Annotated in this window: 26 protein-coding genes; 15 read left to right on the top strand and 11 right to left on the bottom strand. The window is 70.9% G+C overall.

Going from position 1 to position 26,723, the window contains the following annotated elements; translation table 11 throughout:
* Positions 1 to 73: 73 nt before the first annotated feature.
* Positions 74 to 1,441: a flagellar protein export ATPase FliI gene (gene fliI / locus ASF22_RS03720; RefSeq protein ID WP_056261559.1), complete on the bottom strand. Its 1,368-nt coding sequence runs from the start codon at positions 1,439 to 1,441 to the stop codon at positions 74 to 76.
* Positions 1,442 to 1,866: 425 nt separating this feature from the next.
* On the opposite strand from fliI, the gene ASF22_RS03725 reads away from it, so the two are divergent.
* On the top strand, positions 1,867 to 2,568 hold the full coding sequence (locus tag ASF22_RS03725; RefSeq protein ID WP_056175409.1) for a response regulator transcription factor CtrA: 702 nt from the start codon (positions 1,867 to 1,869) through the stop codon (positions 2,566 to 2,568).
* 294 nt (positions 2,569 to 2,862) lie between these two features.
* On the opposite strand, the gene ASF22_RS03730 is transcribed toward ASF22_RS03725, so the two are convergent.
* From ASF22_RS03730 to ASF22_RS03755, 6 genes are all read right to left on the bottom strand, one after another.
* Positions 2,863 to 3,762 carry a protein-glutamate O-methyltransferase CheR gene (locus ASF22_RS03730; protein WP_056175412.1) on the bottom strand — a complete coding sequence of 300 codons (900 nt, stop codon included), beginning with the start codon at positions 3,760 to 3,762 and terminating at the stop codon, positions 2,863 to 2,865.
* Positions 3,759 to 4,853, bottom strand: a complete 1,095-nt coding sequence (locus ASF22_RS03735) for a chemotaxis response regulator protein-glutamate methylesterase (RefSeq protein ID WP_056175680.1) — start codon at positions 4,851 to 4,853, stop codon at positions 3,759 to 3,761. Before ASF22_RS03735 ends, ASF22_RS03730 begins: the two co-directional genes overlap by 4 nt.
* A gap of 175 nt (positions 4,854 to 5,028) precedes the next feature.
* Complete coding sequence (locus ASF22_RS03740) at positions 5,029 to 5,430, bottom strand: response regulator (RefSeq protein WP_056175413.1); 402 nt, start codon at positions 5,428 to 5,430, stop codon at positions 5,029 to 5,031.
* A 48-nt stretch (positions 5,431 to 5,478) separates the two neighbouring features.
* Complete coding sequence (locus ASF22_RS03745; protein ID WP_056175682.1) at positions 5,479 to 5,970, bottom strand: chemotaxis protein CheW; 492 nt, start codon at positions 5,968 to 5,970, stop codon at positions 5,479 to 5,481.
* A 37-nt stretch (positions 5,971 to 6,007) separates the two neighbouring features.
* Complete coding sequence (locus ASF22_RS03750; RefSeq protein WP_056261562.1) at positions 6,008 to 8,785, bottom strand: hybrid sensor histidine kinase/response regulator; 2,778 nt, start codon at positions 8,783 to 8,785, stop codon at positions 6,008 to 6,010.
* A gap of 238 nt (positions 8,786 to 9,023) precedes the next feature.
* Entirely contained in the window at positions 9,024 to 9,749 is a 726-nt protein-coding gene (locus ASF22_RS03755) for a histidine phosphotransferase family protein (RefSeq protein ID WP_056261564.1), read from the bottom strand.
* 246 nt (positions 9,750 to 9,995) lie between these two features.
* Between ASF22_RS03755 and ASF22_RS03760 the strand changes: the two genes are divergently transcribed.
* The 6 genes from ASF22_RS03760 (at position 9,996) to lysA (ending at position 15,054) form a co-directional block, all read left to right on the top strand.
* Complete coding sequence (locus ASF22_RS03760; RefSeq protein WP_082479211.1) at positions 9,996 to 10,856, top strand: 3'(2'),5'-bisphosphate nucleotidase CysQ; 861 nt, start codon at positions 9,996 to 9,998, stop codon at positions 10,854 to 10,856.
* Between the two features lie 189 nt (positions 10,857 to 11,045).
* The gene (locus ASF22_RS03765; protein WP_056261567.1) at positions 11,046 to 11,684 is read left to right on the top strand and encodes a DUF1134 domain-containing protein; all 639 of its coding nucleotides are present in this window, start codon (positions 11,046 to 11,048) and stop codon (positions 11,682 to 11,684) included.
* A 195-nt stretch (positions 11,685 to 11,879) separates the two neighbouring features.
* A complete protein-coding gene (locus ASF22_RS03770) occupies positions 11,880 to 12,614 on the top strand; it encodes a hypothetical protein (RefSeq protein WP_082483498.1) in 735 nt (244 codons plus the stop codon).
* A 172-nt stretch (positions 12,615 to 12,786) separates the two neighbouring features.
* Positions 12,787 to 13,059 (top strand): hypothetical protein, encoded by a 273-nt coding sequence (locus ASF22_RS03775; RefSeq protein ID WP_056175436.1) that lies wholly within the window; start codon positions 12,787 to 12,789, stop codon positions 13,057 to 13,059.
* Between the two features lie 210 nt (positions 13,060 to 13,269).
* Positions 13,270 to 13,638 (top strand): lipoprotein, encoded by a 369-nt coding sequence (locus ASF22_RS03780; protein WP_056261573.1) that lies wholly within the window; start codon positions 13,270 to 13,272, stop codon positions 13,636 to 13,638.
* Positions 13,639 to 13,776: 138 nt separating this feature from the next.
* Positions 13,777 to 15,054, top strand: coding sequence for a diaminopimelate decarboxylase (gene lysA, locus ASF22_RS03785; RefSeq protein ID WP_056261576.1), 1,278 nt, complete (start codon positions 13,777 to 13,779; stop codon positions 15,052 to 15,054).
* Between the two features lie 137 nt (positions 15,055 to 15,191).
* Here the strand turns inward: lysA and ASF22_RS03790 are convergent, their stop codons facing one another.
* Entirely contained in the window at positions 15,192 to 15,797 is a 606-nt protein-coding gene (locus tag ASF22_RS03790; protein WP_244474192.1) for a DUF533 domain-containing protein, read from the bottom strand.
* 178 nt (positions 15,798 to 15,975) lie between these two features.
* Here ASF22_RS03790 and ASF22_RS03795 point away from each other — a divergent pair, with 178 nt between their 5' ends.
* From ASF22_RS03795 to ASF22_RS03830, 8 genes are all read left to right on the top strand, one after another.
* Positions 15,976 to 18,663 carry a TIGR02302 family protein gene (locus ASF22_RS03795; protein WP_056261579.1) on the top strand — a complete coding sequence of 896 codons (2,688 nt, stop codon included), beginning with the start codon at positions 15,976 to 15,978 and terminating at the stop codon, positions 18,661 to 18,663.
* A 291-nt stretch (positions 18,664 to 18,954) separates the two neighbouring features.
* Positions 18,955 to 19,140, top strand: coding sequence for a twin transmembrane helix small protein (locus tag ASF22_RS03800; RefSeq protein WP_056175447.1), 186 nt, complete (start codon positions 18,955 to 18,957; stop codon positions 19,138 to 19,140).
* Positions 19,141 to 19,291: 151 nt separating this feature from the next.
* Complete coding sequence (locus tag ASF22_RS03805; RefSeq protein ID WP_056261582.1) at positions 19,292 to 19,906, top strand: acyloxyacyl hydrolase; 615 nt, start codon at positions 19,292 to 19,294, stop codon at positions 19,904 to 19,906.
* Positions 19,907 to 20,034: 128 nt separating this feature from the next.
* Positions 20,035 to 20,607: a cob(I)yrinic acid a,c-diamide adenosyltransferase gene (locus ASF22_RS03810; RefSeq protein ID WP_056175453.1), complete on the top strand. Its 573-nt coding sequence runs from the start codon at positions 20,035 to 20,037 to the stop codon at positions 20,605 to 20,607.
* A gap of 477 nt (positions 20,608 to 21,084) precedes the next feature.
* Complete coding sequence (locus tag ASF22_RS03815) at positions 21,085 to 21,834, top strand: electron transfer flavoprotein subunit beta/FixA family protein (RefSeq protein WP_056175455.1); 750 nt, start codon at positions 21,085 to 21,087, stop codon at positions 21,832 to 21,834.
* 96 nt (positions 21,835 to 21,930) lie between these two features.
* Positions 21,931 to 22,884: an FAD-binding protein gene (locus ASF22_RS03820; protein WP_056261584.1), complete on the top strand. Its 954-nt coding sequence runs from the start codon at positions 21,931 to 21,933 to the stop codon at positions 22,882 to 22,884.
* Between the two features lie 198 nt (positions 22,885 to 23,082).
* On the top strand, positions 23,083 to 23,964 hold the full coding sequence (locus ASF22_RS03825) for a 3-hydroxybutyryl-CoA dehydrogenase (protein WP_056175461.1): 882 nt from the start codon (positions 23,083 to 23,085) through the stop codon (positions 23,962 to 23,964).
* A gap of 25 nt (positions 23,965 to 23,989) precedes the next feature.
* Positions 23,990 to 24,367 (top strand): hypothetical protein, encoded by a 378-nt coding sequence (locus ASF22_RS03830; protein WP_056261588.1) that lies wholly within the window; start codon positions 23,990 to 23,992, stop codon positions 24,365 to 24,367.
* 19 nt (positions 24,368 to 24,386) lie between these two features.
* On the opposite strand, the gene ASF22_RS23590 is transcribed toward ASF22_RS03830, so the two are convergent.
* From ASF22_RS23590 to ASF22_RS03845, 3 genes are all read right to left on the bottom strand, one after another.
* The gene (locus ASF22_RS23590; protein WP_056261591.1) at positions 24,387 to 24,965 is read right to left on the bottom strand and encodes a hypothetical protein; all 579 of its coding nucleotides are present in this window, start codon (positions 24,963 to 24,965) and stop codon (positions 24,387 to 24,389) included.
* An 85-nt stretch (positions 24,966 to 25,050) separates the two neighbouring features.
* Complete coding sequence (locus ASF22_RS03840) at positions 25,051 to 25,335, bottom strand: hypothetical protein (protein WP_056175471.1); 285 nt, start codon at positions 25,333 to 25,335, stop codon at positions 25,051 to 25,053.
* A gap of 93 nt (positions 25,336 to 25,428) precedes the next feature.
* Positions 25,429 to 26,439, bottom strand: a complete 1,011-nt coding sequence (locus ASF22_RS03845) for an NAD(P)H-quinone oxidoreductase (RefSeq protein WP_056261594.1) — start codon at positions 26,437 to 26,439, stop codon at positions 25,429 to 25,431.
* Between the last annotated feature and the right edge of the window lie 284 nt (positions 26,440 to 26,723).

Raw genomic sequence — 26,723 nt, forward strand, 5'->3', positions numbered from 1 at the left:
ACTCCACGCAACGCACGCCCGGCTTCGTCGCCGGCGACCCGAAGCGACACCGGCCCATGGGCGGTGCGGCGGATCAGGGGCCGCCGACGATCCCGGCGAGGCGTGAGTAACCCTCGCCGATCGAAGTTGCTTCTTCCTTACCCTGACCCAGAAAAGCCTCCAGATCGGGCATCAAAGCCACCGCTTCGTCCACTTCCGGCGACGCACCGGCCCGGTAGGCGCCGAGCCGGATGAGCTCCTCCATGTCGGCGTAGGTCGAGAGCAGGCGCCGGGCCCGCCGGACGGTCGGCAGGTGCGCCGGGTCGCAGGCCTTGGGCATGGTGCGCGAGACCGAGCGCAGGACGTTGATGGCCGGGTAGCGCCCGCGCTCGGCGATGCCGCGCTCCATGACGATGTGGCCGTCGAGGATGCCCCGCACGGCATCCGCCACGGGTTCGTTGTGGTCGTCGCCTTCCACCAGCACGGTGAACAGGCCCGAGATCGCCCCCTGCCCCGTGCCGGGCCCGGCGCGCTCCAGCAGGCGCGGCAATTCGGAGAACACCGTGGGGGTGTAGCCCTTGGCGGTGGGCGGTTCGCCGGCGGCGAGGCCGATGTCGCGCTGGGCCATGGCGAAGCGGGTGATCGAATCGATCATGCACAGCACCTGCGCGCCCTGATCGCGAAAGTACTCCGCCACCGCCAGGGTCACGTAGGCGGCGTTGCGGCGCATGAGGGCCGGCTCGTCGGAGGTCGCCACCACCACCACGGAACGGGCGAGCCCGGCCGGGCCGAGGTCGTCCTGGAGGAACTCCTGCACCTCGCGGCCGCGCTCGCCGACGAGGCCGATCACCGCGACGTCGGCGGCGGTGTAGCGGGCGAGCATCGACAGCAGCACCGACTTGCCCACGCCGGAGCCCGCGAAGATGCCCATGCGCTGGCCGGCGCACATGGTCAGGAAGGTGTTGATGCAGCGGATGCCGAGATCCAGCGGCGGTCCGACGCGGCGGCGGGCGTGCGCCGGCGGCGGATCGGCCCGCAGGGGGTAGATCACCGGTCCGGATTCCAGGGGGCCGAGGCCGTCGATGGGCCGCCCGAGGGCGTCGATGGTGCGCCCGAGCCAGGCGGGCGACGGGCGGATGGCGCCCGCGGCCGCGTCGCGGACATAGGCCGGGCAGCCCCGGCGCACCCCTTCCAGGGAGCCGAACGGCATGGCCAGCGCCCGGTCGCCCTGGAAGCCGATGATCTCGCACGGCACCGCGCCCGGTGGGGTATTCGGCCCGTTCTCCACGGCGATGTCGAGGCGCCCGCCGAGCCGCATGGCCGAGACGGGACCGGCCACCTCGACGAGGAGCCCGCGGATCGCCACGACCCGGCCGTAGATCTCCAGGGCCTCCATGCCCTCGAGGGCGGCGCGCGCGCCAGCCAGGCGCAAGCGCCCGGCGCTAGGGTGCGGCTCGGTCATCGGCGATTCTCTCAACCATTCGTTTACCTCCCTCCTTAACACTGCGGTCATCGGGCAGGTAGCAAGGCCCCCGGCTTCGGAGCCGGGGCGCCGTTTTTCCCGGAGGGCGTCGGCTTCCTCGCGAAGACGTGTCCCCCGGGAGACAGGCTGCGGCCCGGTACGGTCGGTACGGTGCTTGGGGATGGTTCTTCAGGTGATGCATGAAGCGGAAGACGGTTCTGTGGAGAACAGACCGCCAACGGTTGCAAGCGTCACCGGACACGTTGCCCAAATCGCCGCTTGCGCCCGTGAATCAGGTTTTGTTAACGATTAACCAATAGCGTTTCACGTCAATGACGAGGGAGCGTCCGCCGCGGGCCGGTGGCGGACGAAGGCGGGGGTGTGCCCGTACGCTTGCACACGGCCGGCTGGGCTGGGGACCGACGATGCGGGTACTTCTGATCGAGGACGACAGCGCAACCGCGCAGAGCATCGAATTGATGCTCAAGTCCGAGAGCTTCAACACCTACACCACCGATCTCGGTGAGGAAGGGATCGATCTCGGCAAGCTCTACGACTACGACATCATCCTCCTCGACCTGAACCTGCCCGACATGTCGGGCTACGAGGTGCTGCGGAACCTCCGCGTCGCCAAGGTGAAGACCCCGATCCTCATCCTCTCCGGCATGGCCGGCATCGAGGACAAGGTGAAGGGCCTCGGCTTCGGCGCCGACGACTATCTGACGAAGCCCTTCCACAAGGACGAGCTCGTCGCCCGCATCCACGCCATCGTGCGCCGCTCGAAGGGCCACGCCCAGTCGGTGATCACCACCGGCGACCTCATCGTGAACCTCGACCAGAAGACCGTCGAGGTCTCGGGCTCCCGCGTCCACCTCACCGGCAAGGAGTACCAGATGCTGGAACTCCTCTCGCTCCGGAAGGGCACGACGCTCACGAAGGAGATGTTCCTCAACCATCTCTACGGCGGCATGGACGAGCCCGAGCTGAAGATCATCGACGTGTTCATCTGCAAGCTGCGCAAGAAGCTCGCCAACGCCTCCTCGGGCAAGAACTACATCGAGACGGTGTGGGGCCGCGGCTACGTCCTGCGCGAGCCGAACGAGGTCGAGGAGCGCATCGCCGTCTAGGCGATCCGAACCGCGCAACGAAAAAGGCCCCGCTCGCGCGGGGCTTTTTTGTTGCCGTCGCGAAAGACACCTCGTCGTCGTTCCGGGACCGCGTCGCGGAACCCGGAATCCAGATCCACGACGCGCGCTCGACTTGGCCAGTCCTGTGTTTCTGGATTCCGGGTTCGCTCAGCGCGCGACCCGGAACGACGGACGCGGTGAGACGCCCGGCCGTCTCGCGACGGAGCCTGCTTAGCTTCTTGATCCGCCGCGGGTTTTCGACGCAAAACCGGTGACCGCTTTTGCGAAACCCGCTTAGAGGCCGACCGCCCGACGCAGGGGCGGCGGGGTCAGGGTGGAGGCCATGGCGGCCGGGGGCAGGCCGGCCGGCGCCCGGGCTTGGGCCGGGGCCGGATTGTAAAGGCCGCGATGCCGGGGGTTGGGGGCGAGGCGGTCGGTGAGACCGATCACCGTCTCGGCGGCGCCGAGCAGGACCGCGCCGTCCGGGGACAGGCAGGCGCTGATTCGGGCGAGCACGTCGCCCTTCGTGGCGGCGTCGAAGTAGATCAGCACGTTGCGGCAATACACGATGTCGAAGGTGCCGAGGCCGTCGAAGGCGTGGAGCAGGTTGAGGGGCCGGAAATCGACCATCTGACGTAAGGGGGCGGCGATGCGCCACTGCTCGCCGACCTGCTCGAAGTGCTTGATGAGCAGCTGCACCGGCAGGCCGCGCTGCACCTCGAAATGGCTGTAGAGCCCGGCGCGCGCTTTCTCCAGGACCTCCGTCGACAGGTCGGTGGCGACGAGGTCGACGGTCCATCCGGCGAGCCGCGGCGCGGCCTCCTGGAGCATCATCGCCAGGGAGTACGGCTCCTGGCCGGTGGAGGCGGCGGCGCACCAGATCCGCAGGCGGCGCTGGGCCGCCCGCCGGGCCATGGCCTCGGGCAGCAGCACGTCGCGGAACAGGTCGAAGGGCGCCCGGTCGCGGAAGAAGAACGTCTCGTTGGTGGTCATCGCCTCCACCACCGCCTTCTCCATGGCGGCCTCGCGCCCGCCCTTGAGGGCATTCACGAGGTCGTGGAGGGTGGCGAGGTTGAAACGCCGGCAGACCGGCCCGAGGCGGCTCTCGACGAGGTAGCGCTTCTCGCCGCTGAGCGCCAAGCCCGAGCGCGTCTTGAGGTAGCTGCGCAGGAAATCGAACTCGACGTCGGTCATGAGCCCTGCCCCGTGAGGAGGTTGCGTAGCGCGCCGCCGATTTCGGACAGCGGCAGGATCGCCTGGGCGAGACCGGCCTTGGCGATGCTGCCGGGCATGCCCCAGACCGTGCTGGAGGCCTCGTCCTGGGCCAGCACCGCGGCCCCCGCTTCCGTGAGCGCGCGCGCCCCGCCGGTGCCGTCCGAGCCCATGCCGGTGAGAACCACGGCGAGCGCCGAGGCCCCGAAGATCGCGGCCGCGTCCTGGAACAGGACGTCGACGGCCGGGCGGCAGAAGTTGACCACGGGACCGTCATGGAGGCGGATCGACACGTCCGAGCGTCCGGCCGCCCCCGTCAGGCCCATGTGGCGCCCGCCCGGGGCGACGTAGATCCGGCCGGGCTGGAGCCGCTCGTCGGCCTTGCCCTCGGCGGCCGGCAGGCCGGTGCGGGCGCCGAGGTGCTCGGCGAACACCGCCGTGAACACCGGCGGCATGTGCTGCACGATGAGGACGGGAAACTGGCGCAGGGTCGCGCTGCCGATCTTCTCCAGCACCTCGCCGACGGCCCGCGGTCCGCCCGTCGAGGCGCCGATGAGAAGGACGCGCGGACTGACGCCCGAGCGGGCCTTGGGCCGCAGGACGATGGGGGCGGTGGGCTTCGGCGGCGGCACGGGCGCCGGGGTCGCCGAACCGGCGAGGCTGAGGCCCGGTCCGCGCTTGCGGGCCCGCGACGAGCCGAACAGGCGCACCCGCTCGATGAGGTCCGTGCGGAAGGCGTCCGAGGTGGTGACGCCGCGGTTGCTCTCGGGCTTGGCGAGGTAGTCCACGGCCCCGAGCGCCAGGCAGCGCAGAGAGATGTCGGCGTTGCGCGTCGTCAGGGTCGACATCATCACGATCTGCACGCCCGGGCTCTTGGCGAGCAGCAGGGGCAGGGCCTGGGTGCCGTCGAGCTCCGGCATGTCGATGTCGAGGAGGATCACGTCGGGGTCGTGGCGGGCCATGGCCTCCACGGCGATGCGACCGTTGGCGGCCGTGGCGACCACGTCGTAGCCGGCCTCGGCGATCCAGCGGGCGACGAGGCCACGCACCACGGCCGAATCGTCGGCGATCATGACGCGGATGCGCGGTCCCGTCGTGGCCGGTCCCGTCGTGCCTAGTCCCGAGGCGGCCGGTCCCGTGTAGGGAGCGGCGGAGAGTGGGTTGAGTGCCAGCATGGGTCCTTGACGCTTCGGCTGAGCGGACGGGGGCGGGTCTCGTCCAGCCGGGCGGGACGCCCGGCGGGTGGTCTCAGAGGGCGCCGGCCTCGCTGGCGAAGGCTGTCTCGTTGACGAAACCGACCTGAGCGAGCTTGGCGGTCACGATCTCGCGATCGAACGGCTTCATGATGTACTCGTCGGCGCCCGCGTGCAGGGCGCGGGCGATGGCGCCGACATCGTTCTCGGTGGTGCAGAACAGCACCTTCGGCTTCTCGCCGCCCGGCGTCTGGCGCAGGGCCTTGAGGAAGTCGTAGCCGTCCATGGTCGGCATGTTCCAGTCGAGCAGGATCGCGTCCGGCATGGCCTCGCCGCAGGCGGCGAGCGCCATCTGGCCGTCCTCGGCCTCCCCGACCTGAAAGTTCATGGTCTCGAAGATCCGGCGGGCCACCTTCCGGATCACGGCGGAATCGTCGACGACGAGGCAGGTCTTCATCGGTGTGTCCCCGTGGAAAGCGGCGGGATCGGCAAGCGGCGCATGGGATCAGGCCGCGCCGGCGGCGAGGCGGGGGGTGCCGAAGGCCAGGAGCGCATCGACGTCGAGGATCACGAGGAGGTGGCCCTGGAGGCGGTGGACGCCGAGCGACAGGTCGCGCCAGCGTGCGTCGAGGTTGATCGGCACCGGCTCGTGGGTGTCGGGCCCGAGCTTCAGGACCTCGCCGACGCCGTCGACGATGAGGGCGAAGGTCTCGCCGCCCTGCTCCAGGCCGATGGCCATGCGGTTGGCCTCGCCGTCCCGGTCGGGCAGGCTGAGCCGGCGCCGCAGGCACAGGGCGGTGACCACCCGGCCGCGCAGGTTGAGCAGGCCGACGATCTCCGGCGGCGACAGTGGCACCGGCGTCACGCCGGCGGGGATGAAGACGTCGTGGACCCGGTCGATGGCGAGACCGAACATGGTCTCGCCGACGAACACCGTGACGAAGTCGTTGGTGGTGGCGGCATCCGCCCGCGCGGCGTTGCTGTTTGCGGCCTGCATCATGGACTGGAGCTCCGAACGTGCACGAGGGCCGGCATCAGGCGGCGTTGGCTTGGGTAGCGTTGGCTTGGGCGGCGGGGGCGACATCGATCTCGGCGAGGGCCGCGATGAGACCGCTGCGGTCGAACTTGGCGACGAGGTCGAGGATGGAGAGGGTCCGGGCGCGCGCGATGGCGTCGGGACCGATGGTGCCCGAGAGGCCGATCACCGGCAGGCCGGCGACGCGGCCTTCGACCTTGCGCATGGCGCCGACGAGGTCGAAGCCGTTGCGGCCCGGCATTTCGAGGTCGCAGACCACCACGTCGACGCGGCCGTTGGAAAGCAGGGTCGCCACCGCTTCGTCGGCGCTGGCCGCCGTGATCACGTTGTAGCCGGCCGCCTTGAGGACCGGGGACAGCATGTCCCGGAAGAAGGCCGAGTCGTCGACGAGCAGCAGGGTCGAGGAGCGCTTGGCCGCCTTCTTCGGGCCGCGCGCCCAGTCGTCGTAGGCGAGCGGCAGGAAGTGGGCGATGTTGATGATCTCCGTGGCGCGGCCGCGCAGGACCGCCGAGCCGATGAGGTCGGAGCGGTCGGCGGAGATCTCGACGTCGAGGCGCTCCTCGACGATGTCGACGATCTCGTCGACCACGAGGCCCATGGCACGCTCGCCGTCGGAGAACACCACCAGGGCCTGGGTGCCGGAATCCCGGATGGTGATGGAGGAATCGGCCGGCACCAGGGGCATCAGGCGGCCGCGATACTGGATGAGCGGACGCCCGCCGACCCACTCGACCTTCGCCGCGTCGATCTCCTCGAGGCGGGTGACGAGGGAGAGGGGGACGGCCTTGTAGCTGCCGGCCCCGCCCTTGAAGACCAGGAGGGTCGCCTTGGCATCGGCGGCCTCTGTCTCCTCGGCCTCGGCCTCGACGGGGATCGCGCCGGACTGGGCGCTCTGGCTGACCTGCTGGGCGATGCCGTTGGGATCGACGATGAGCACCACGGCGCCGTCGCCCAGGATGGTGTTGCCGGCGAACAGCGGCAGGTGGCGCAGCTTCGAGGACATCGGCTTCACGACGATCTCCTCCGTGTGGAAGACCTCGTCCACGAGGATGCCGAAGCGCTGGCGCCCGACCTGGGCCACCACCACGAAGCCGGAATCGATGGGCGCCGCGGAGGCCGCCTGGCCGAGCACGCCCGTCAGGGTGACGATGGGCAGGAGCCGCTCGCGCAGGCGCAGCACCGGCGAGCCGTTGATGCGCTCGACCTGCTGGGCCGTCGACTTGTCGACGCGCACGAGCTCCAGCACCGCCACCTGCGGCACCGCGAAGCGCTGGGCGCCGGCCTTGACGATGAGGGCGGCGATGATCGCCAGGGTCAGGGGGATCTTGATGGTGAAGGTGGTGCCGCGCCCGAGCTGGGTGTTGATGTCGATGACGCCGCCGATGAGCTCGATGTTCGTCTTGACCACGTCCATGCCGACGCCGCGGCCCGAGACCGAGGTGATGGCGGCGGCCGTCGAGAAGCCGGGGTGGAAGATGAACTTCGCCACCTGGGCGTCGGTCATGCGCTCGACTTCGGCCTGGGACGCGACCTTGCGCTCCACGGCCTTGCGGCGGATGGCGGCGAGGTCGAGGCCCTTGCCGTCGTCGGCGATCTCGATCGTGATGGTGCCGCCCTCGTGATAGGCGGACAGGCGGATGGTGCCCCGCGCCGGCTTGCCGGCGGCCTTGCGGTCGGCGGCCGACTCGATGCCGTGGTCGGCGGAGTTGCGCACCATGTGGGTGAGGGGATCCTTGATCACCTCCAGGACCTGGCGGTCGAGTTCGGTCTCGGCGCCGCTCATCACGAGCTCGATGTGCTTGCCGAGTTCCGACGACAGGTCGCGGACCACGCGGGGCAGCTTCTGCCAGGCGTTGCCGATGGGCTGCATGCGCGTCTTCATGACGCCTTCCTGCAGCTCGGCCGTCACGTGGCTGAGGCGCTGCAGGGGCACCTTGTAGGTGGAATCGTCGTGGCGGCGGGCGATCTCGAGGAGCTGGTTGCGGGTCAGCACCAGCTCGGACACCATCGTCATGAGGTGTTCGAGGGTGTCGACGTTCACCCGGATGGTCTGGACCTTGGCGATGCCACCTTCGGTGCCGCCCTCGGAGGGGCCGTCCTTGGCCGGGGCCTTGGCGGCCGGCTCGTCGTGGGCGGGCGCCAAGGCCACGGGGGCGGGCGCGGAGACCGGGGCGGGTGCCTTGGCGGCCGAGGGGGCTGCCGAGGGGGCGGCCACCGGCGCGGGCGCCGCGGCGATCACGGGCAGGGGGGCGTCGAACGGGTCCGGGCCTTCCGCCTCGAGGAAGGCGCGCTCGAGATCGTCGAGGGTGACCTCGCCGGGCTTCAGTTCGCGCGAGACCGGCTCGGGGAGCCTGATCTCCGGCGCCGGGACCGGCGCGGCCACCGGGGCCGCGGCTTCCATCGGCCCGGCCGACATCACGTCGAGGGCGTCGATGAGGTCGTCGTCGCTGCCCGTCGGCTCGGTGCCGGTCTTCTCGAGGTCGCCCAGGATCGACTTGAGGCGGTCGAGGGTGACGAGGATCAGGCTCACGGCGGGGCCGGTCACCGGCATCCCGTCGCGGAACTGGCCCATCAGGGTCTCGGCGGCGTGCGCCAGGGCTTCCAGGCGCGGCAGGCCGAGGAACCCGCAGGTGCCCTTGATGGTGTGGACGAGGCGGAAGATGTTCCGGAGGATCGTCTGGTTGTTCGGGTCCTGCTCGAAACGCACGAGCTCGGCATCGACGGTGTCGAGATGCTCGGCGCTCTCGGTCAGGAACTCACGCAACAAGTCGTCCATGAGAGGCACTCGGTCCAGATACGCACTACGGTCTGTGCAGACGGACATTGTGCCGGCATGGGTTAGTGAACGGTTTCCTTTGACGAGACGATGGAACGGAACGGAGCAATATTTGTTATTGCGCCGCCTCGTGTCGGACTATGGTTAATGGAGTTCGCCGCGCGTCCGCGAGCCCGGTCCCCGGATGACGCGATGCCGGCCGGGCCCCGCACCCCACCCGATCCTCGGGTCCGCCGGATCAGGCGAGGGCGGTTTCCGGCGGCTCGTCGTCGGACGGGTGCGGCGCCGCGGTCGCTTCGGGCGCCGGGCTCGCGTCGGGCTCCGGCGTCGGCACCGCCCCGATGGTCACCCTGTCGCCGGTGATCGCGAAGCTCACGTCCATCTGCGCGGCGCGCGCCACGAGGCCGGCATAGAACGGCAGGATCGCGTGGGCGTCCACGGTGCCGCCCTCGGGGGTGCCGGCCATGAGCGCCTCGACATGAGGCGGAATGCGCGCGTGCGAGCCCTTGGCGGTGATGACGATGGTCGGCGCTTCGCCATCGCCCTTCACGGTCACGTCGATGAGGCCGCCGCGCGGGATCGCGCTCTGGGCGATCACCACGAGGTTGAGGATCAGCTTGACCTTGTTCTTCGGGTACAGGGCCTGGGGCGCGCTCCAGGCGAGCTGGGTCTTGTCGTCGGTGAACATGCCGCGCGAGACCTTCTCGGCGTCGGCGAGGTCGATGGAGGCCCCGGCCGAGCCCGCCGCCCCGAAGGCGATGCGGGCGAACTGGAGCCGGGCAGAGGCCTGGCGGGCGCTCTTGGCGATGAGTTCGAGGGCGAATTCGCGCATGGAGGCGTCGGACTCGTCCTCCAGCACCTCGAGGCCGTTCACGATGGCGCCCACCGGGCTGATCACGTCGTGGCAGACCCGGGAGCACAGCAGTGCAGAGAGGTCGAGGGCATCGAGTTGGACGAGGGTCATCTTGCGCTCCGCGCGAGGCACTGTAAGGGGCCGCCGGCGATATCGCCGGACTGTCCTGCGCACCGTCGCGGCCGATCGCCAAGGGCACCGATAGACGGCGCCGGATACTTTGGGAAGCGCCGACGGCAGACCGGAAAAGCGCCGACGGCAGACCGGAAAAGCGCCGATGCCGGACCGGAAAAGCGTCCCGCGCGGCCATACCCCGGCTCGACAACCCGTCCGCGCCGGGGCATGAGGTTAGGGATCATGCATCTCGACGCCCCGACGCGCGACCGGATCGCCGCAACATTGACGGAGATCGCCTGCGAGGCGGGCGAGATCCTCCGGGGCTACCACGGCGGCGACTGTCCGCACGTGCTGAAGGGCGACGGCTCCCCCGCGAGCCTCGCCGACACGGCCTCCGAGGCTCTGATCCTCGAAGCCCTCGGGCGGCACTGGCCGGACATCCCGGTGGTGGCCGAAGAATCCTCCTACGACCGTCCGCCGGCCGACCTGTTCTTCCTCGTCGATCCCCTCGACGGAACGAAGGACTTCCTCGCCGGCAACACGGAATACAGCGTCAACATCGGCCTCGTTCAGGGTGACCGCCCCGTGGCGGCGGCGCTCGCCGCCCCCGGTCTCGGCCGGGTCTGGGGCGCTGGCGCCACGGCCTTCGAGGCGACCATCGTCGCCGGCCGGCCGGGGCCGCACCGGGCCATCGGCGTGCGCCCGGTGCCGGCCGACGGCCTCGTCGCCCTCGTGAGCAGCCGGCACGGCGACGCCGAGACGGAGGCCTGTCTCTCCCACCTGCCCGTGGGCGGGCGGCGGGGCGCGGCCTCCGCCCTCAAGTTCTGCCTCATCGCCTCGGGCGAGGCCGACATCTACGTGCGCTGCGGACCCACCATGGAATGGGACACGGCGGCCGGCGACCACGTGCTCACCAGCGCGGGCGGTTGCGTCGTGGTGCCGTCGGGCGAAGCCATCACCTACGGGCATTACGGGCGCCACTACCGCAACGGCCCCTTCGCGGCCCTGGGCGACCGGACCTATGCCACCCGCCTCGCCCTGCCGGCGTCCAGCCCGGCGCCGCGCCGGTCGGTCGGCGCCACCGCCGGGCATCACGTCTGAGCGCCATCCGTTCGCGTTGACCGCATGCGTTCGCGTTAACCCGATGTTGACCTTGTCTCGCGTCATGATCGGGGTGATCCGGGCGCAGGAGCGTGGCCCGGAGTCTGTTGCTGGGGGTCTCCCGCTGGGGACCTCTCGCTCGGGATCTTTCGCCGGGACGCCATCCGGCACCGCACGCGACGAGGCACGATGCTGATCTGTCCCTCCCCCCGCCCCGCCCCGGCCCGGTTCGGCGCCCGCCTCGCCCTGGCCGCCGCGCTGCTCGCCCCGGCGTTCGTCCACGGCACACCCGTCCTGGCCGGTCCGGCCCGCACGGCGCCGGCCGCCCCGGACGAAGCCGGGTCCGGCACCTTCCGGCCCGCCGAGATCGTCGACAACGGCCACCGCTTCTTCGGCTCGATGTCGCGCGGCCTCGCCCTCACCGTCGAGGAGGCGACCCGACGCTGGGGCGAGCCCAACGGCTACATCCTCGGCCAGGAAGCGTCCGGCGCCATCGTGGGCGGCGTGCGCTACGGCGAGGGCACGTTCTACACCCGCAACGCCGGCAAGCGCCGCATCTACTGGCAGGGCCCGTCCATCGGGTTCGACGTCGGCGGCGACGGCGACCGGACGATGATGCTCGTCTACAACCTGCCGTCGGTGCAGGGGCTCTACCGCCGCTTCGTCGGCGTCGACGGCTCGGCCTACTTCATCGGCGGCTTCGGCATGACGGCGGTGACCGCCGACGATGTCGTGGTGGTGCCGATCCGCACGGGCGTCGGCGCGCGTCTCGGCATCAACATCGGCTACCTCAAGTTCACCGACAAGCCGACCTGGAACCCGTTCTGAGGAACGCTCGCCCGAAGTCCCTCCCCGCCCGGTGCGGGCATGGGCCGCGCCCCGGGGCGTTCCGCACACCACTCCGGGGCGGGGTGTGGCACGCCCACCCTCGCCCTGCCTCATCGACTCGGGTTAAAGCACCTGACGCGGCCGTGACGACGGCCGCGATCGGCTTGTTGCGGTGTGAGGGATGAGGGTGCCCGCGTGATCGAAACCGTGATGATCTTCGCGCTCGGCTTCCTCGCCGCCGCCCTGTGCGCCCTGTTGCTGCTGCCGGCGGTGAACGCGCGCGCCATCCGCCTGTCCCGCCGCCGGATCGAGGCCCGGCTGCCCCTGTCCGTGGCCGAGGTCGCAGCCGAGAAGGATCACCTGCGGGCCGAGTTCGCCGTGGCGCGCCGCCGCCTGGAGCGCCGGGTCGAGACCGTGCAGGCCGCCCGCCACGCCGACATGGCCGCCATCGGCGCCCGCACCCTCGAGGCCGCCGCCCTCTCCCGGGCCGTCGAGGCGCGGGAGGCGGCCCTGCGCGAGCGGCAGGCGGAAATCGCCGAGACCCGGGCCACCCTCGACGGCGTGGAACGCGACCTCACCGTCGCGCGGGCCGACGGCGCGGTCGGGCTCGCCACCCTGCGGGTCCTAGAGGACGCGCATCGCGATCTGCTCGACGATCTCGTGCGGCGCCATCATGCCGCGCCCGCCGCGGACGGCGACCCGGCGCGGATCGACCTCGCCGCCCGGTGCGCGACCCTGACGGCGGAACGCGAGACCCTGCGGGCGAGCCTCGCCACCGCCGAGGAGGCCCTGGCGCGCTCCGTGGCGCGCACGGCGCCCCAGGACGCCGACACCGCCGCCCTGCGGGCCCGGATCACGGACGTGGCCGACAGTCTCATGCGCCGCGACCGCCTGCCCGCCGTCGATGCCTATCCGATGGCGCGCTCCTGAACGGGTTCCCCCGCTGAACGGGGCTCCCGACGCGCCGTTGCGTCTCGTTCAGGCTGCGGCGTAGATAAGCAAACTTTCCATGCGTCGACCATGCATGTGCCTTGTTTCGACCACGCGAGCACAGCATCCGGTCGCCCATTCCCTCCTGACTTCGAGACGGACTGCGCCCCCTATGGCCAAGAAACTAGCTTCGATCGTCCTCGCCCTGGCCGCCACGGCGTCCCTCGCCGCGGCTCCGGCCCTGGCGCAGCCGGCGCCGCAGACCAAGCGCGGCAATGAGACCCTGAAGAAGTACTGCACCGGCGACTACCTGACTTATTGCGGCAACATCTCCCCCGACGATCCGGCCATGGACAAGTGCTTCCAGACCAACTGGACCAAGCTGTCGGAGAATTGCCGCCGGGCCATCGACGCCTACGAGAAGAACCCCGCCAACAAGAAGTAGCCGGACCACCCCGTGGTCTCGGCCGGGCCGCACCGCAGGGTGCGGCCCGGTTTTCCGCAGCACCGTTTTTCCGGTGGACCGGTTTTCCAGTGGACCGGTTTTACAGTGGACCCATGCGCGCCACGGGATAAGCGCGGCCGTTTCCCTCGCGTCGCGGGCCTACAGCCGCTATGCTGGCGGCCATTCGCGTGCCGGACCCCCAAAGCCCCGATGCCCAGATCCCACGGCGCCCCGTCGCGCCCCCTCACGATCCTCGCGGCCTTCGGCCTCGTCGCCTTGGCGACCGCCGGCTGCGGCCGGCGCGGCGGCCTCGAACCGCCGCCGGGCTCCGCCGCGCCGAATCCGCCCACCGCGCGCCTCTCCGGCACGGCGCCCGCGAGCCCCCGCGCCCTCCCCCAAAGCGTCGGCCTCGGCGGCGGTGCCGCCACGCCGGATCCCGATGCGGTGCGGGCCGGCGACGAGCTCGACGCCGCCGTGGTGCCGGGGTCGGGCAGCGAGGCGCCGATCCTGACCGGGCGCGGCGCCAAGCGCGGCTACGTCGTTCCGAAGCAGCCGTTCTTCCTCGACCCGCTCCTCTAGGGTCGGCCTCCTCCGGGGTTTTCGCCCTCCGGGATCTTCGTCCTCTCGGGTGCCCAAGACCCGTCGTCCGGACGCCCGTTGTCCAAAAGCCCGTTGTCCAAAAGCCCTTCCGAAAAGCCCTGCGTCCAAGGCCACGCGATGCATCACTTCCATTACCGCGACGGTCGCCTCGCGGCCGAGGACGTCGATCTGACGGGCCTCGCCGACGCGGTCGGGACGCCGTTCTACTGCTACGCCACCGCCACCCTGGAGCGGCATTACCGGGTGTTCGCCGAGGCGTTCGCGGGCGACGACGCCCTGGTGTGCTACGCCATGAAGGCGAATTCCAACCAGGCGGTGCTCGCCACCCTCGCCCGCCAGGGGGCGGGCATGGACATCGTGTCGGAAGGCGAACTCCGCCGGGCTCTGGCCGCCGGAGTCGATCCGCAGCGGATCGTGTTCTCCGGCGTTGGCAAGACCCCCGACGAGATGGCCGCCGCCCTCAAGGCCGGCATCTACTGCTTCAACGTCGAGAGCGAGCCCGAACTCGCCGTGCTGTCGGGGGTCGCCGCCGGCCTCGGCCTCACGGCCCCCGTCTCGATCCGGGTGAACCCCGACGTCGACGCCGGAACCCACGCGAAGATCTCCACGGGCAAATCCGAGAACAAGTTCGGCATTCCGATCGCGCGCGCACGCGCGGTCTACGCCCACGCCGCCACCCTGCCGGGCCTCGCGGTCTCCGGCGTCGACATGCACATCGGCAGCCAGATCACCGATCTGGCGCCTTTCGACCATGCTGCTCGTCTGCTCGCTGGCCTCGCCCGTGATCTTCTCGCCGACGGCCACGCCCTGCACCACATCGATTTCGGCGGCGGCCTCGGCATTCCCTACCGCGACGACAACGCGCCGCCGCCGGACCCCTCGGCCCTGGCGGCGATCCTGCGCCCGCACTTCACGAGTCTGGGCCTGCGCCCGGTGTTCGAGATCGGCCGGATGATCGCTGGGAACGCCGGCATCCTCGTCACCCGCGTGCTCTACGTGAAGCGCGCGGAAGGCCGGACCTTCGTCATCGTCGACGCGGCCATGAACGACCTCATCCGCCCGACCCTCTACGACGCCTATCACGGCCTGCGTCCGGTCCTCGAGGCCGGTCCCAAGACGCCCCGGCTCGTCGCCGACGTGGTCGGCCCCGTCTGCGAGAGCGGCGACTACATCGCGCTCGCCCGTGACATCCCCGAGGTGGCCCCCGGCGACCTCATGGCGGTGATGAGTGCCGGCGCCTACGGCGCCGTCCAGGCCGGCACCTACAACACCCGCCGCCTCGTGCCCGAGGTGCTGGTGCGCGGCGCCGACTGGGCCGTGGTGCGCCCGCGCCAGACCTACGAGGAACTCATCGGCCTCGACCGCGTGCCGGAGTGGCTGGCGGAGACGGCTTGAGAGTTTGGGGTAACCCCCCGGCGCAGATCGTCAAAAGTTTACTGAACGCCTGAGTGCATCGCCTCTCCCCGCAAGCGGGGCGAGGGGATGCGCTTCGAGTGGTTCGGTCGATCCCGGCCGGGGAAACGATCTCGGACTCACGCCGCCAGTTCCGCCTCCAGCCGCTCGGTCGCCTCGACGGGGAGATCCAGCGCCTCGGCCAGGTCCTGGAGGAACTTGCGTTCCTGCAGGGTGTCGGGGTCGATGGCGAGGCGCGCCGCCGCGTAGATGCGGGCCGCCTGCTCGGGGTTGGTCGCCCGCTCGGCGATGTCGTCCACGTCCGCCGGGTCGGCGAGTTCCGCCTCGAGCCAGCGCCGACCGTCGGCCTCGATGCCCGCCGCCGCCAGGGCGTCGTCGAGGCGCTTGCGCTCGCCCGCATCCACCAGACCGTCCGCCAGGGTCGCCGCCACCATGGCGCGCAGCATGGTCCGGGCCTCGTCCTCGGCCACCGCGATGTGGTCGAACGGCGTGGCGCCGGGGGGGGCGGGCGCTTTCGTGTCGGTGCTCTTTGGATCGGAGGCCTTGGGATCGCCCGACTGCGCGGCGGGCGCCCCCCGCAGGGCCTTCGTGGCGAGGGCCGCCACCAGGGCGAGGCCGCCGAGGGCCGCCGTCGCCGCGAGTCCCGTGCGGCGGGTGCGCACCAGCGCATCGACCATGCTGCGTGCGGCCGAATCGCCCGGCCCGGCCTGCTGTACCTCGGACATCGGATGCCCCCTTCGTCATGTGCAATCGATCCACAACCCCGGCCGGGGCGCCTCGGTTCAGATCGACGCTCCGCCCCGGCGCGCTATGGGCTGATTTGACCCGATCGCCCCCGGCGGCCACCATGCTAGCTTGCGCGTCCGGCGTCAGAGGATCACGGCGCCAGAGGAACCCGACACGATGGCCGAGGCCGACCCGGCGACGTCCGGCGCGACACGCGCTTCCAGCCCGGGTGGTGCCACCACCGTCGGCGGCGCCGCCCTTCGCGGGCGCCTCGACCGCCTCGTCTCCCGGTCGCAGACGGCCGCGCTGTGGGAAGGCGCCTGGCCGATCCTGTGGCGCGGGCTCGGACTCGTACTCGCCTTCCTCACCCTGTCCTGGCTCGGCCTGTGGCTCGACCTCTCGCCGACGTGGCGCATGGTGGGGCTCGCCGTCTTCGGCCTCGCCCTCGTGGCCGCCCTCCTGCCGCTGGCGACCCTGCGGCGCCCGAGCCGGCGCGCCGCCCTGGCCCGCATCGACCGCGAGGCCGCCGGCCGCGACGGCGCCCTCGTCCACGGTCCGGCCTCGGCCATCGAGGACACCCTGGCGCTCGGCACCGCGGACCCCGCGACCCGGGCCCTGTGGGCCTTGCACCAGCGCCGGTCGGCCGAGGCGGTGGCCCGCCTGAAGGCCGCCCCGCCCCGGCCCGACATGCCCCGGCGCGATCCCTTCGCCCTGCGCGCCGCCCTCCTGGTGGCGGCCGTCGCCAGCCTGTTCGTCGCCGGGGCCGAGTGGCGCCAGCGCCTCGCGGGCGCCTTCGACTGGACCCTGCCGCCCCCGCCCGCCCCGAGCTTCCGGGTCGACGGCTGGATCGACCCGCCCCTCTACACCCGCCTGCCGCCCCTGGTGGTAACCATGAACGGCACCGAGCAGCGCCTGCGCGCGCCGGTCAATTCCACCCTGATCATCCGCATCGCCGGCCACGGCGCGGCGACCCTCGACGCGAAATCCGGCCTGACGGCGTTGCCGGCACAAGCCCCGCAGGGGGACAAAGCCCCACAGGCGAACAAGCCGCCGCACGCGGACCTGCGCGAGGACCGGTTCCGGCTCACGGGCGGCACCGCCGAACTCACCATCGCGGCCGGCGGGGCGCCGCTCCAGCACCTCGTCGTCGAGACGATTCCCGACCTGCCGCCCGAGATCCGCCGCATCGGCGCCCTCGAGGTCAACACCCGCGGCACCTTCAACCTGACCTACCGGGCCAAGGACGATTACGGCATCGCGTCGGCCGAGGGGATCGTCGAGCCCCTGGCCGGCACCCGCGCCCTGGTGCCGCCGCCGCGCATCGCGCTCGCGCTGCCGGCCGACGCCGCCGGCGAGGCCGACACCAAGACCCTGGTCGATCTCACCGACAATCCGTGGTCGGGCGCCCGGGTGCGCCTCACCCTGGTGGCGAAGGACGAGGCCGGCCAGGAGGGCCGCACGGAGACGGCGGAGATCACCCTGCCGGCCCGCGTGTTCACCCAACCCCTGGCTCGGTCCCTGGCGGAGGAGCGCCGCCGCCTCATCACCGCCCCCGACGAGAGCCGGGGCCGGGTCCTCACCGCCCTCGACGCCCTCCTCATCGCGCCCGACCGCTTCACCCCGCAGCCGAGCGTGTTCCTCGGTCTCAAGACCGCATCGCGCCGCCTGCGCGCCGCCCGCAACGACGAGGCCCTGATGGAGGTCGCCGACCTCCTGTGGGAGATGGCCCTCAAGATCGAGGATGGCGACCTCTCGGACGCCGAGAAGAGCCTGCGCGCGGCCCAGGACAACCTCAAGCAGGCCATCGAGCGCAACGCCCCCGACGAGGAGATCCAGAAGCTCACGGAGGATCTGAAGAAGGCCCTCGACACGTTCATGAAGAACATGGCCGAGCGCCAGAAGGAGAAGGGCCAGAAGCCCAAGGCCGACGGCCAGCCGCCGGCCCAAGGGGGCAAGACCGTGACCCCCGACGACCTCAACAAGATGCTGAAGGACATGGCCGACGCGATGAAGCGCGGCGACACGGCGGAGGCCCAGAGGCTCCTCGAGCAGCTGCGCGAGATCCTCGAGAACCTCCAGACCGCCGAGCCCGGCGGCAAGGCCGATCCGAGTTCGCGCGAGATGGCGAAGCAGGCCGACGAACTCGACAAGCTCTCCCGCGAGCAGCAGGAGCTGCGCGACCAGACCTTCAAGGAGGGCCAGGACAAGGAAGGCGGGTCCGGCCAGCCCCGGCCCGGTCAGCGCCCGCCGCGCGGTCAGCAGCAGCCCGGCCAGAAGGGCCAGCCGGGACAGGGCCAGCCGGGTCAGGGCCAGAACGGCGAAGGCCAGCAGGGCCAGGGCCAGAAGGGCCAGAAGGGTCAAGGACAGGGCGAGCGCCAGCAGGCCCTGCGGGAGCGCCTCCAGGATCTGCAGCGCAAGATGAAGGACCTCGGCATGGAGGGCGAGGACGGCCTGTCCGAGGCCGAAGAGGCCATGCGCGAGGCCGAAGGGGCGCTGGGCCAGGGCCGCGAGGGCGATGCCGTCGATGCACAGGGGCGTGCCCTCGACGGGCTCAAGCGCGGCGCCGAGGGCATGCAGAAGCAGATGCAGGAGATGGCGGAGGGCGAAGGCGAGGGGGACGGCCAGCAGGAGGGGGGGCAGAACCCGAGTCAGCAGGGCCAGGCGGGCAACAGCGAGAACGACCCCCTTGGGCGTCCCAACAAGGGGCGCAACATGACGAGCGGCAACGCCCGGGTGCCCACTGCCGACGAATCCGCCGTCCAGCGCACCCGCCGGATCCTCGAGGAGCTGCGGCGCAAGCTCGGCGACCCGAGCCGCCCGCGCGAGGAGCTCGACTATTTCGAGCGCCTGCTGCGCCGGAACTGAGCGGTCCCCCGCTCTTTCCGGGCCAGCGCGGTGTGGTGAGGCGCGGACAACGCCGCCTCGTCAGGAAATGATCGCCGTTTCGCAGAGGGGGCCCGTCGCGCTCCACGCCGACCGCGACGCGTTGTCGGACATTGATCCGCGCAATTTCGCCCTCGCGACCGATGCCGAAATCCCGGCCCCTGGGCGGCGACGGAGCCGAAGTCCATATGGGGAGCGTACCGTCGTGTCGGCGCTCGGCCCCCTGTTCCGATCGGCGCGCCGACGCCCCAGCCGCGAGATCCTGACCCCGTGATGTCCTCCAACACCCTCGTTCTCCTCGCCTGCGCCGCGGTGGCCGTCGTGCTGCTGCTCGGCCTCGTCAACATGATGCGGGGCGGCAGCGCCAACGTCTCGCAGAGGCTCATGCGCCTGCGCGTCCTGCTGCAATTCGTGGCCATCGTCCTGATCATGGGCGTGGTGTGGTGGCGCTCGACCTGATCGTTCCGGTCCCGGCGGGATCCCCCGGGGTGTGGCGGGGAGGTCTCACCGCCGGTCTATCGGGGAGGATGGGGCGGATTAAGCGGTCCGTGGCCTGACGCGGCTCCGTGGCCCCGTGCTAGACAGGCCCGCTACAACCGGATCGGTCCCGATGCTTTCCAACTCGTCCCGTCTGCTCGCCGGCGCCCTCGCCCTGGCCGCCGTCCCGGTCCAGGCCGCCGATCTGCGCGGCGGATCGATGCCGGCCGCCTACGCGGCCCCGGTCAAGCCCATGAGCTTCGTCTCGGAGGTCCGCATCGGCGGCGCCGTGCAGGACCCCGGCAGCGCCGAGCGCGACACCAACAACATCAACGGCGAGATTCTGTTCGCCAAGCCGCTGGTGAGCCTCGATCCGTTCTGGCAGGCCTTCGTGCCGCGTCCCACCGCGGGCGGCAGCTACAATTTTGGCGGCCGCACCAGCTACACCTATCTCGGCGCGACCTGGACCGTGGACCTGTTCCCGCAGACCTTCAACAACATCGTCTTCCTCGAAGGCTTCTTCGGTGCCGCCGCCCATAACGGCCACACCGGCCTGAAGGCCACCACGCCGCCCGGCTTCAATTCCCTCGGCTGCAGTCCCCTGTTCCGCGAGGCCGCCGCCCTCGGCTTCCGCCTCAGCGAGCGTTGGAGCATCATGGCCACCGTCGAGCACATGTCGAACGCAGGCCTGTGCAGCAACAACCGCGGCCTGACCAATTACGGCGGCAAGATCGGTTACACGTTCTGACCTGAGCGGATCCAGGGACACGTCCGGCGGATTCCGGTGCCCGAAGGATCGACCGGCAGGGCTCGGGCGTTTCCCGGGATCTCTCTGTTCCCCGGGGCATGCCTGCCCCTCCGACGATCGGACAGCCCGTGGTCACGCTCAACCGCATCTACACCCGCACGGGCGACAAGGGCTCGACGGCCCTGGCCAGCGGCGAGCGCCGCTCGAAGGCGGATCTGCGCATCGAGACCTACGGCACGGTGGACGAGACCAATGCCTGCATCGGCCTCGTCCGGCTCCATGCCGAACCGGCTTTGGATACGATGCTGGGCCTGATCCAGAACGACCTGTTCGACCTCGGCGCCGACCTCGCCACGCCCGAGACCGGCACGCCGCTGCCCTACGAGCCCCTGCGCATGGTCGACGCCCAGGTGAAGCGCCTGGAAGCCGACATCGACACCCTGAACGCGCACCTGTCGCCCCTGAAATCCTTTGTGCTGCCCGGCGGCTCGGCGGCCTCCGCCGCCCTGCACCTCGCCCGCACCGTCTGCCGCCGGGCCGAGCGGCTGGCCGTGGCCCTCGCGGCGACGGAGGGCGAGGTCGTCTCGGCGCCGGCCCTGCAATACCTCAACCGCCTGTCGGACTTCCTGTTCGTGGCGAGCCGCACGGCCAACGCCAACGGCGCCGACGACGTGCTGTGGGTGCCGGGCAAGAACCGCTGATCGGAACATCGCTGATCCGATCGCGGGCGGCACGCCGTCCCGGTCCGTGCCGGATTCTCACATCCGCTGACTGCCTCTTTTCGAAATCCGCACTGAGCCGGCGTGGAGCACGACAGGCCCGCTCTCCTTTCAGGAGAGGGGGCCCGCGCATCCCGCGCGATGCGTGAAGGCCATCGCCTTTCGGGAGGTGAGACCGGCGCGGCCCGCGGGAGGTACGAAGGCCGTCGCCACGGGTGGAGGGCCGTCTCGCGATGTCTGGACGGCGACTTGGTCCGCCCCCGGAAGCGCCGCTCGGTGAATTCATCGGGTCCCCCGGCGCGGGGTGCGTCCCCGCACGTGCGTTGACAAGGCCGAAACCTCGTCGTTACGGTCCGCCGCCTCAAATGAGAGGGTTCTGGATCGCCGGACGTGCCGGGGGTCCTCCGCGCGCCGCGCCGGCCCTCCCCAAAAACATCCGCGCGGAGGATAGTGACCGCCATGAAGGTTCTGGTGCCCGTCAAGCGGGTCGTCGATTACAACGTGAAGATCCGGGTCAAGGCGGACGGCTCGGGCGTGGATCTGGCCAACGTCAAGATGTCCATGAACCCCTTCGACGAGATCGCCGTCGAGGAGGCCATTCGGCTGAAGGAGAAGGGCAAGGTCACGGAGATCGTGGCGGTGTCGATCGGCCCGCAGCAGGCGCAGGAGACCCTGCGCACGGCCCTCGCCATGGGCGCCGACCGTGCCATCCTGGTGAAGACCGACGGGCTCGTGGAGCCCCTCGCCGTGGCCAAGATCCTCAAGGCCCTGGTGGACAAGGAGGGCCCGGAGCTCGTCATCCTCGGCAAGCAGGCCATCGACGACGATTCCAACCAGACCGGCCAAATGCTGGCCGCCCTCCTCGACTGGCCGCAGGGTACCTTCGCCTTCCGGGTCGAGTTCGGCGACGGCGCCATCGACGTGACCCGCGAGGTCGACGGCGGCCTGCAGACCGTGAGCCTCAAGCTGCCGGCCATCGTCACCACGGACCTGCGCCTCAACGAGCCGCGCTACGCGAGCTTGCCCAACATCATGAAGGCGAAGAAGAAGCCCCTGGAGGAGCTGACTCCCGATGCGCTGGGCATCGACGTCACCCCCCGGATCACGGTGCTGAAGACCGTCGAGCCCGCTGGCCGCAAGGCGGGCGTCAAGGTCGAGTCGGCCAAGGCCCTGGTCGAAAAGCTCAAGGTCGAAGCCGGGGTCATCTGACCCCGCCTCCTAACCTCTCCTCGCCCTCCCCCGTGTGAGGCCCGGCGCCGCGACGGCGACGGGCCCCCGGCCCCGACACTTCCCGAGGTCCCCCGAATGGCCACCCTCCTCTACATCGAGCACGACAACGGTGCGGTTCGCGATGCGAGCCTGAAGGCCCTCACCGCCGCCGCCCAACTCGGCGCGCCCGTCCACGTCCTGGTGCTGGGCTCCGGCGGCCGCACCGCCGCCGAGGCCGCCGCCAAGCTGGAGGGCGTCGAGAAGGTGCTGCTCTCCGAGGACGCCGTCTACGACCACGCGCTGGCCGAGCCCACCGCCGCCGGGATCGCCGCCCTCGCGGGCGCCTACGACGTGGTCATCGCCGCCGCCTCGACCACGGGCAAGAACGTACTGCCGCGCGTCGCCGCCCTCCTCGACGTGGCCCAGATCTCCGACATCATCACGGTGGTCTCGCCCGACACGTTCGAGCGGCCGATCTACGCCGGCAACGCCATCCAGACCGTGCAGGCGAAGGAGCCCAAGAAGGTCATCACCGTCCGCACGGCCGCGTTCAAGGCCGCCGTCGAGGGCGGGGCCGCCGCCCCCGTCGAGGCCGTCTCGGGGGCCGCACCGGCCGCCGGCGCCTCGACCTTCAAGGGCGAGGAGATCGCCAAATCCGACCGTCCGGAACTCGCCGCCGCGCGCATCATCGTCTCGGGCGGCCGGTCGCTGGGCTCGGCCGACAAGTTCAAGGAGCTCATCGAGCCCCTGGCCGACGCCCTGGGCGCGGCGGTCGGCGCCTCGCGCGCGGCGGTCGATGCGGGCTACGCCCCCAACGACTGGCAGGTCGGTCAGACCGGCAAGGTGGTGGCCCCCGACCTCTACGTGGCGGTGGGCATCTCGGGCGCGATCCAGCACCTCGCCGGCATGAAGGACTCGAAGGTCATCGTCGCCATCAACAAGGACGAGGACGCGCCGATCTTCCAGGTGGCGGATTACGGCCTCGTCGGCGACCTGTTCCAGGTGGTGCCCGACTTCCAGGCCGAGCTGGTCAAGGCCAAGGGGCAGTAGGACCGCCGACGAGGGCGGCCGCGCCCAAGGGTCCGGCAAGGGTCCGGCGCGAGAATAACGGTCTCCGCCGGGCTGCCCTCGGGTTGGAAATGGTCTAAGATTCTGGTGCGACGCGCGTTTTCATAGCCGCAGACCTACCTGCCGCCGGGTCGCTCCGGCGGTGGGCGTGAAGCGCCTCGGGGGTTTGGATTCACCGCAATGGGCATCGATATCAGGACCGTCGGGATCGTCGGCGCCGGGCAGATGGGCAGCGGCATCGCCCATGTCTGCGCCATGGCGGGTCTCGACGTCCGGTTGAACGACCGCGATCCCGCCCGCATCCGTAGCGGGCTGGCCACCATCGACGGCAACCTCGCCCGTCAGGTCGCCAAGGGCACGATCCCCGAGGAGCAGCGCCGCAGCGCCGTCGGCCGCATCGTCGGGGCGGAAAGCTTCGACGACCTCGCGCCGTGCGACCTCGTCATCGAGGCGGCGACGGAGGACGAGACCACCAAGCGCCAGATCTTCAGCACCCTGTGCGCCTCCCTGCGCCCCGAGGCCCTGGTCGCCACCAACACCTCGTCCATCTCGATCACGCGGCTCGCCGCGTCCACGGACCGGCCCGAGCGATTCATCGGCATCCACTTCATGAACCCCGTGCCGGTGATGCAGCTCGTGGAGCTCATCCGCGGCATCGCCACGGAAGACCCGACCTACGAATCCGCCAAGGCGTTCATCGCCAAGCTCGGCAAGACCTCGACCATGTCGGAGGATTTCCCGGCCTTCATCGTCAACCGCATCCTGCTGCCGATGATCAACGAAGCGATCTACACCCTCTACGAGGGCGTCGGCTCGGTGGAATCCATCGACACGGCGATGAAGCTCGGGGCGAACCACCCCATGGGGCCACTCCAGCTCGCCGACTTCATCGGCCTCGACACCTGCCTGTCGGTGATGCAGGTGCTCTACGAGGGGCTGGCCGATTCGAAGTACCGCCCCTGCCCGCTCCTGGTGAAATACGTCGAGGCCGGCTGGCTCGGCCGCAAGGTGAAGCGCGGCTTCTACGATTACCGCGGCGAGACGCCGGTCCCCACCCGCTGAGGCGGCGCCTCGCGTCGGTGGTGCGGTGACGCTGAGCTACACCCGCGCGGGGTCGGGCTGGGTCGCGGCGATCGGCCCGATCCGCCTCTACCTCGACGACCGGAACGGGGCGGTGCACCCCGCCCAGGCCGCCGTGGCGGACGCCATGCCGGCGTCGCTGCCCGCCCTGGGCGCGACGGCGGCGGCCTACCTCGATCTGTTCGTGGATCGGCGCAGGGCCTGCGGGGGCGACGCGGCATGGTGGCTCGATGAAGTCGAGTTCCGCGACCATCCGGCGTCGGACCCCCTCGTCTACGCCCTGCACTTCACCCTCGCGGGCGACGAGGGCGGCTTCTGGACCGTCGACATGCGCGTCGGCGTGGACGGGCACCGGCCGATCCGGTTCGAGCGGCGGCAGGGGTGATGCGGATGGGCCTTCGGCGTCAGGCCTCCTCGCCCGGCTCGGGCGGCACGCCGTACACCCGCGCGTAGAGGTCGGCGGTCGGCTCGATCTCGACGGCGCCGGTTTCCCCCGGGCCGTAGATGCCCGCGACGGCGAACTGCCAGGCCTCCTCGAACCCGACGATGTCGAACGACAGGGTCGGGAAGCGGCCGTGCAGCGCCGCGAACACCGGTGCGGGAAAGCTCCAGGCCGTGGCGATGCAGAACTCCAGCACGGCGGTGCCGTCCCGGTGCCACGCCGTCTCCGTGTAGGCCTCCGCGTTGCGCTGGGTGCCCCAGTGCTCCAAGAGCCAGGCGGTCTGTTCGGGATAGGCGGTGAGCGAGGCCGGCATCGGCAGGATGCGGTCGAAGTCCATCGCCAGGAGCGGCTCGACGGGCGGCGCCGCGCCCGGTTCACACCCCCGGACGAGGCCGCGCAGGCGCGCCAGCAAGCCCGGGACGGGCGAGGCCAGGGCGGGACGCCGGGGCGGATCCACCGCCACCACCATCAGCGCCCGGAACGCCGCCACCGCTTCCGCGGGGCCGCGGACCGTGCAGCGCGTCGTGACGTGGTTGGTCATGCCGGACGCATCCCGCCTGCCGTCGATCCCAACGAAAAAGGCCGGCCCGCGGGTGCGGGGCCGGCCTCTGGTTCGGTCCGAGCGATCAGCGCGCGGAGTTCGTGGACGGCTGGGTGTTGGCCGGGACGGTGCTGCCGGTGCTGGCGGGCATGTCCGACTTCAGGCCGTTGTTCGCCTGGCCGGGGGCGGCCGGGTTCTGGGCGCCGGCCCGAGTCTGCGACGCGTAGTCCGGCGGGGACTGCGAGCCCTGCCAGGTCATCAGGCCGACGATGGCCACCGCCAGGAGCGCGAGGCTCCCCAGCAGGACGGCGAGGACCGGCTTGCCCTTCTTGCCCTGGCGGGAATCCTGTCCGTGAAGCTGCTCTGCCATGTGACCTCTCGTGGATGGCGCCCAGGGCGAATCGCCCGGACGCGTGACTGTGTTCGGAGGTCAAACGCCGGGTCGGATCGGGAGTTCCTAAGCTCAGCGCCCCGTCACCAGCAGGATCTTGCCGAGATGCGCGCTGGATTCCATGAGTTCGTGGGCGCGGGCCGCGTCTTCGAGGGGGAAGGTCGCGTGGATGACCGGCCGGATCGTCCCGGCGTCGAGGAGGGGCCAGACATCCCGGGCGAGCCCCCGGGCGATGGCGGCCTTTTCGGATTTCGGCCGGGCCCGCAGGGTGGCGCCCGTGACGGTGAGGCGCTTCATCATGATGGGCGTCATGCTGAAGGACTCGACCTTGTAGCCCTGCATGAAGGCGATCTGGACGAGGCGCCCCTCGATGGCCAAGGCCGACAGGTTCTTCGCCAGATACGGCGCGCCCACCATGTCGAGGATCACGTCGACGCCGTTGCCGTTCGTGAGGGCCTTCACCCGCTCGACGAAATCCTCGTCGCGATAGTTGATGGCCGCCTCGGCGCCGAGATCGACGCAGAAGGCGCATTTCTCCGCCGAGCCCGCCGTGGCGAACACCCGGGCGCCGTGGTGCCGGGCGATCTGGATCGCCGTGGAGCCGATGCCGCTCGATCCGCCATGGACCAGGAAAGCCTCGCCGGGCTGGAGCCGGCCGCGCTCGATCACGGTGGAATAGACGGTGAAATAGGTCTCGGGGATGCCCGCGGCCTCGACCAGGGACAGGGGCGCGGGGCGCGGCAGGCACTGCCCGGCCTCCGCCACGGCGAACTCGGCGTAGCCGCCGCTGAGGGTGAGCGCGCAGACCTCGTCCCCGAGGCCGAGCCCCGTGACGCCCTCCCCCAGGGCCACGATCCGGCCGGCGACTTCGAGGCCGGGAATCTCCGTCGCGCCCTTCGGCGGCGGATACTTGCCCTCGCGCTGCTGGATGTCCGGCCGGTTCACCCCCGCGGCCACCACCTCGATGAGCACCTGCCCCGGCCCGGCCTCGGGCAGCCCCACCGTCTCGACGGCCAACACCTCCGGCCCGCCGGCGGCGGTGAACCGGATCTGGCGCATGGATTTGGGGAGGGTGGCGGTCATGGCGGGGTTCCTTGTGGGGGTGTCCGTCATGTGCGGTGTGGTGAGGGTTTGGCAAGGGATGGGGTTTTTGTAAGGGGGATTGGTTGCGGTCGGGCCTTTCCCAGACGGGTGGCGGCACAGAGGAGCTTGATCTGGGACCAAGTACGGCCCAGCGCGACTTAAAGTTGGTCGCTGGGCGCGTCGCGATGGTCCGCCCCCATTGAAGTGGTCCGCCCTTTGGTATGGCTTTTAAGCCTGGAGGACGGACAAGATGGCAAAGCACCCGAAGCCCGAGGAGATCGTTG

It is taken from the genome of Methylobacterium sp. Leaf87 (assembly GCF_001422775.1).
Taxonomy (GTDB): Bacteria; Pseudomonadota; Alphaproteobacteria; order Rhizobiales; family Beijerinckiaceae; genus Methylobacterium.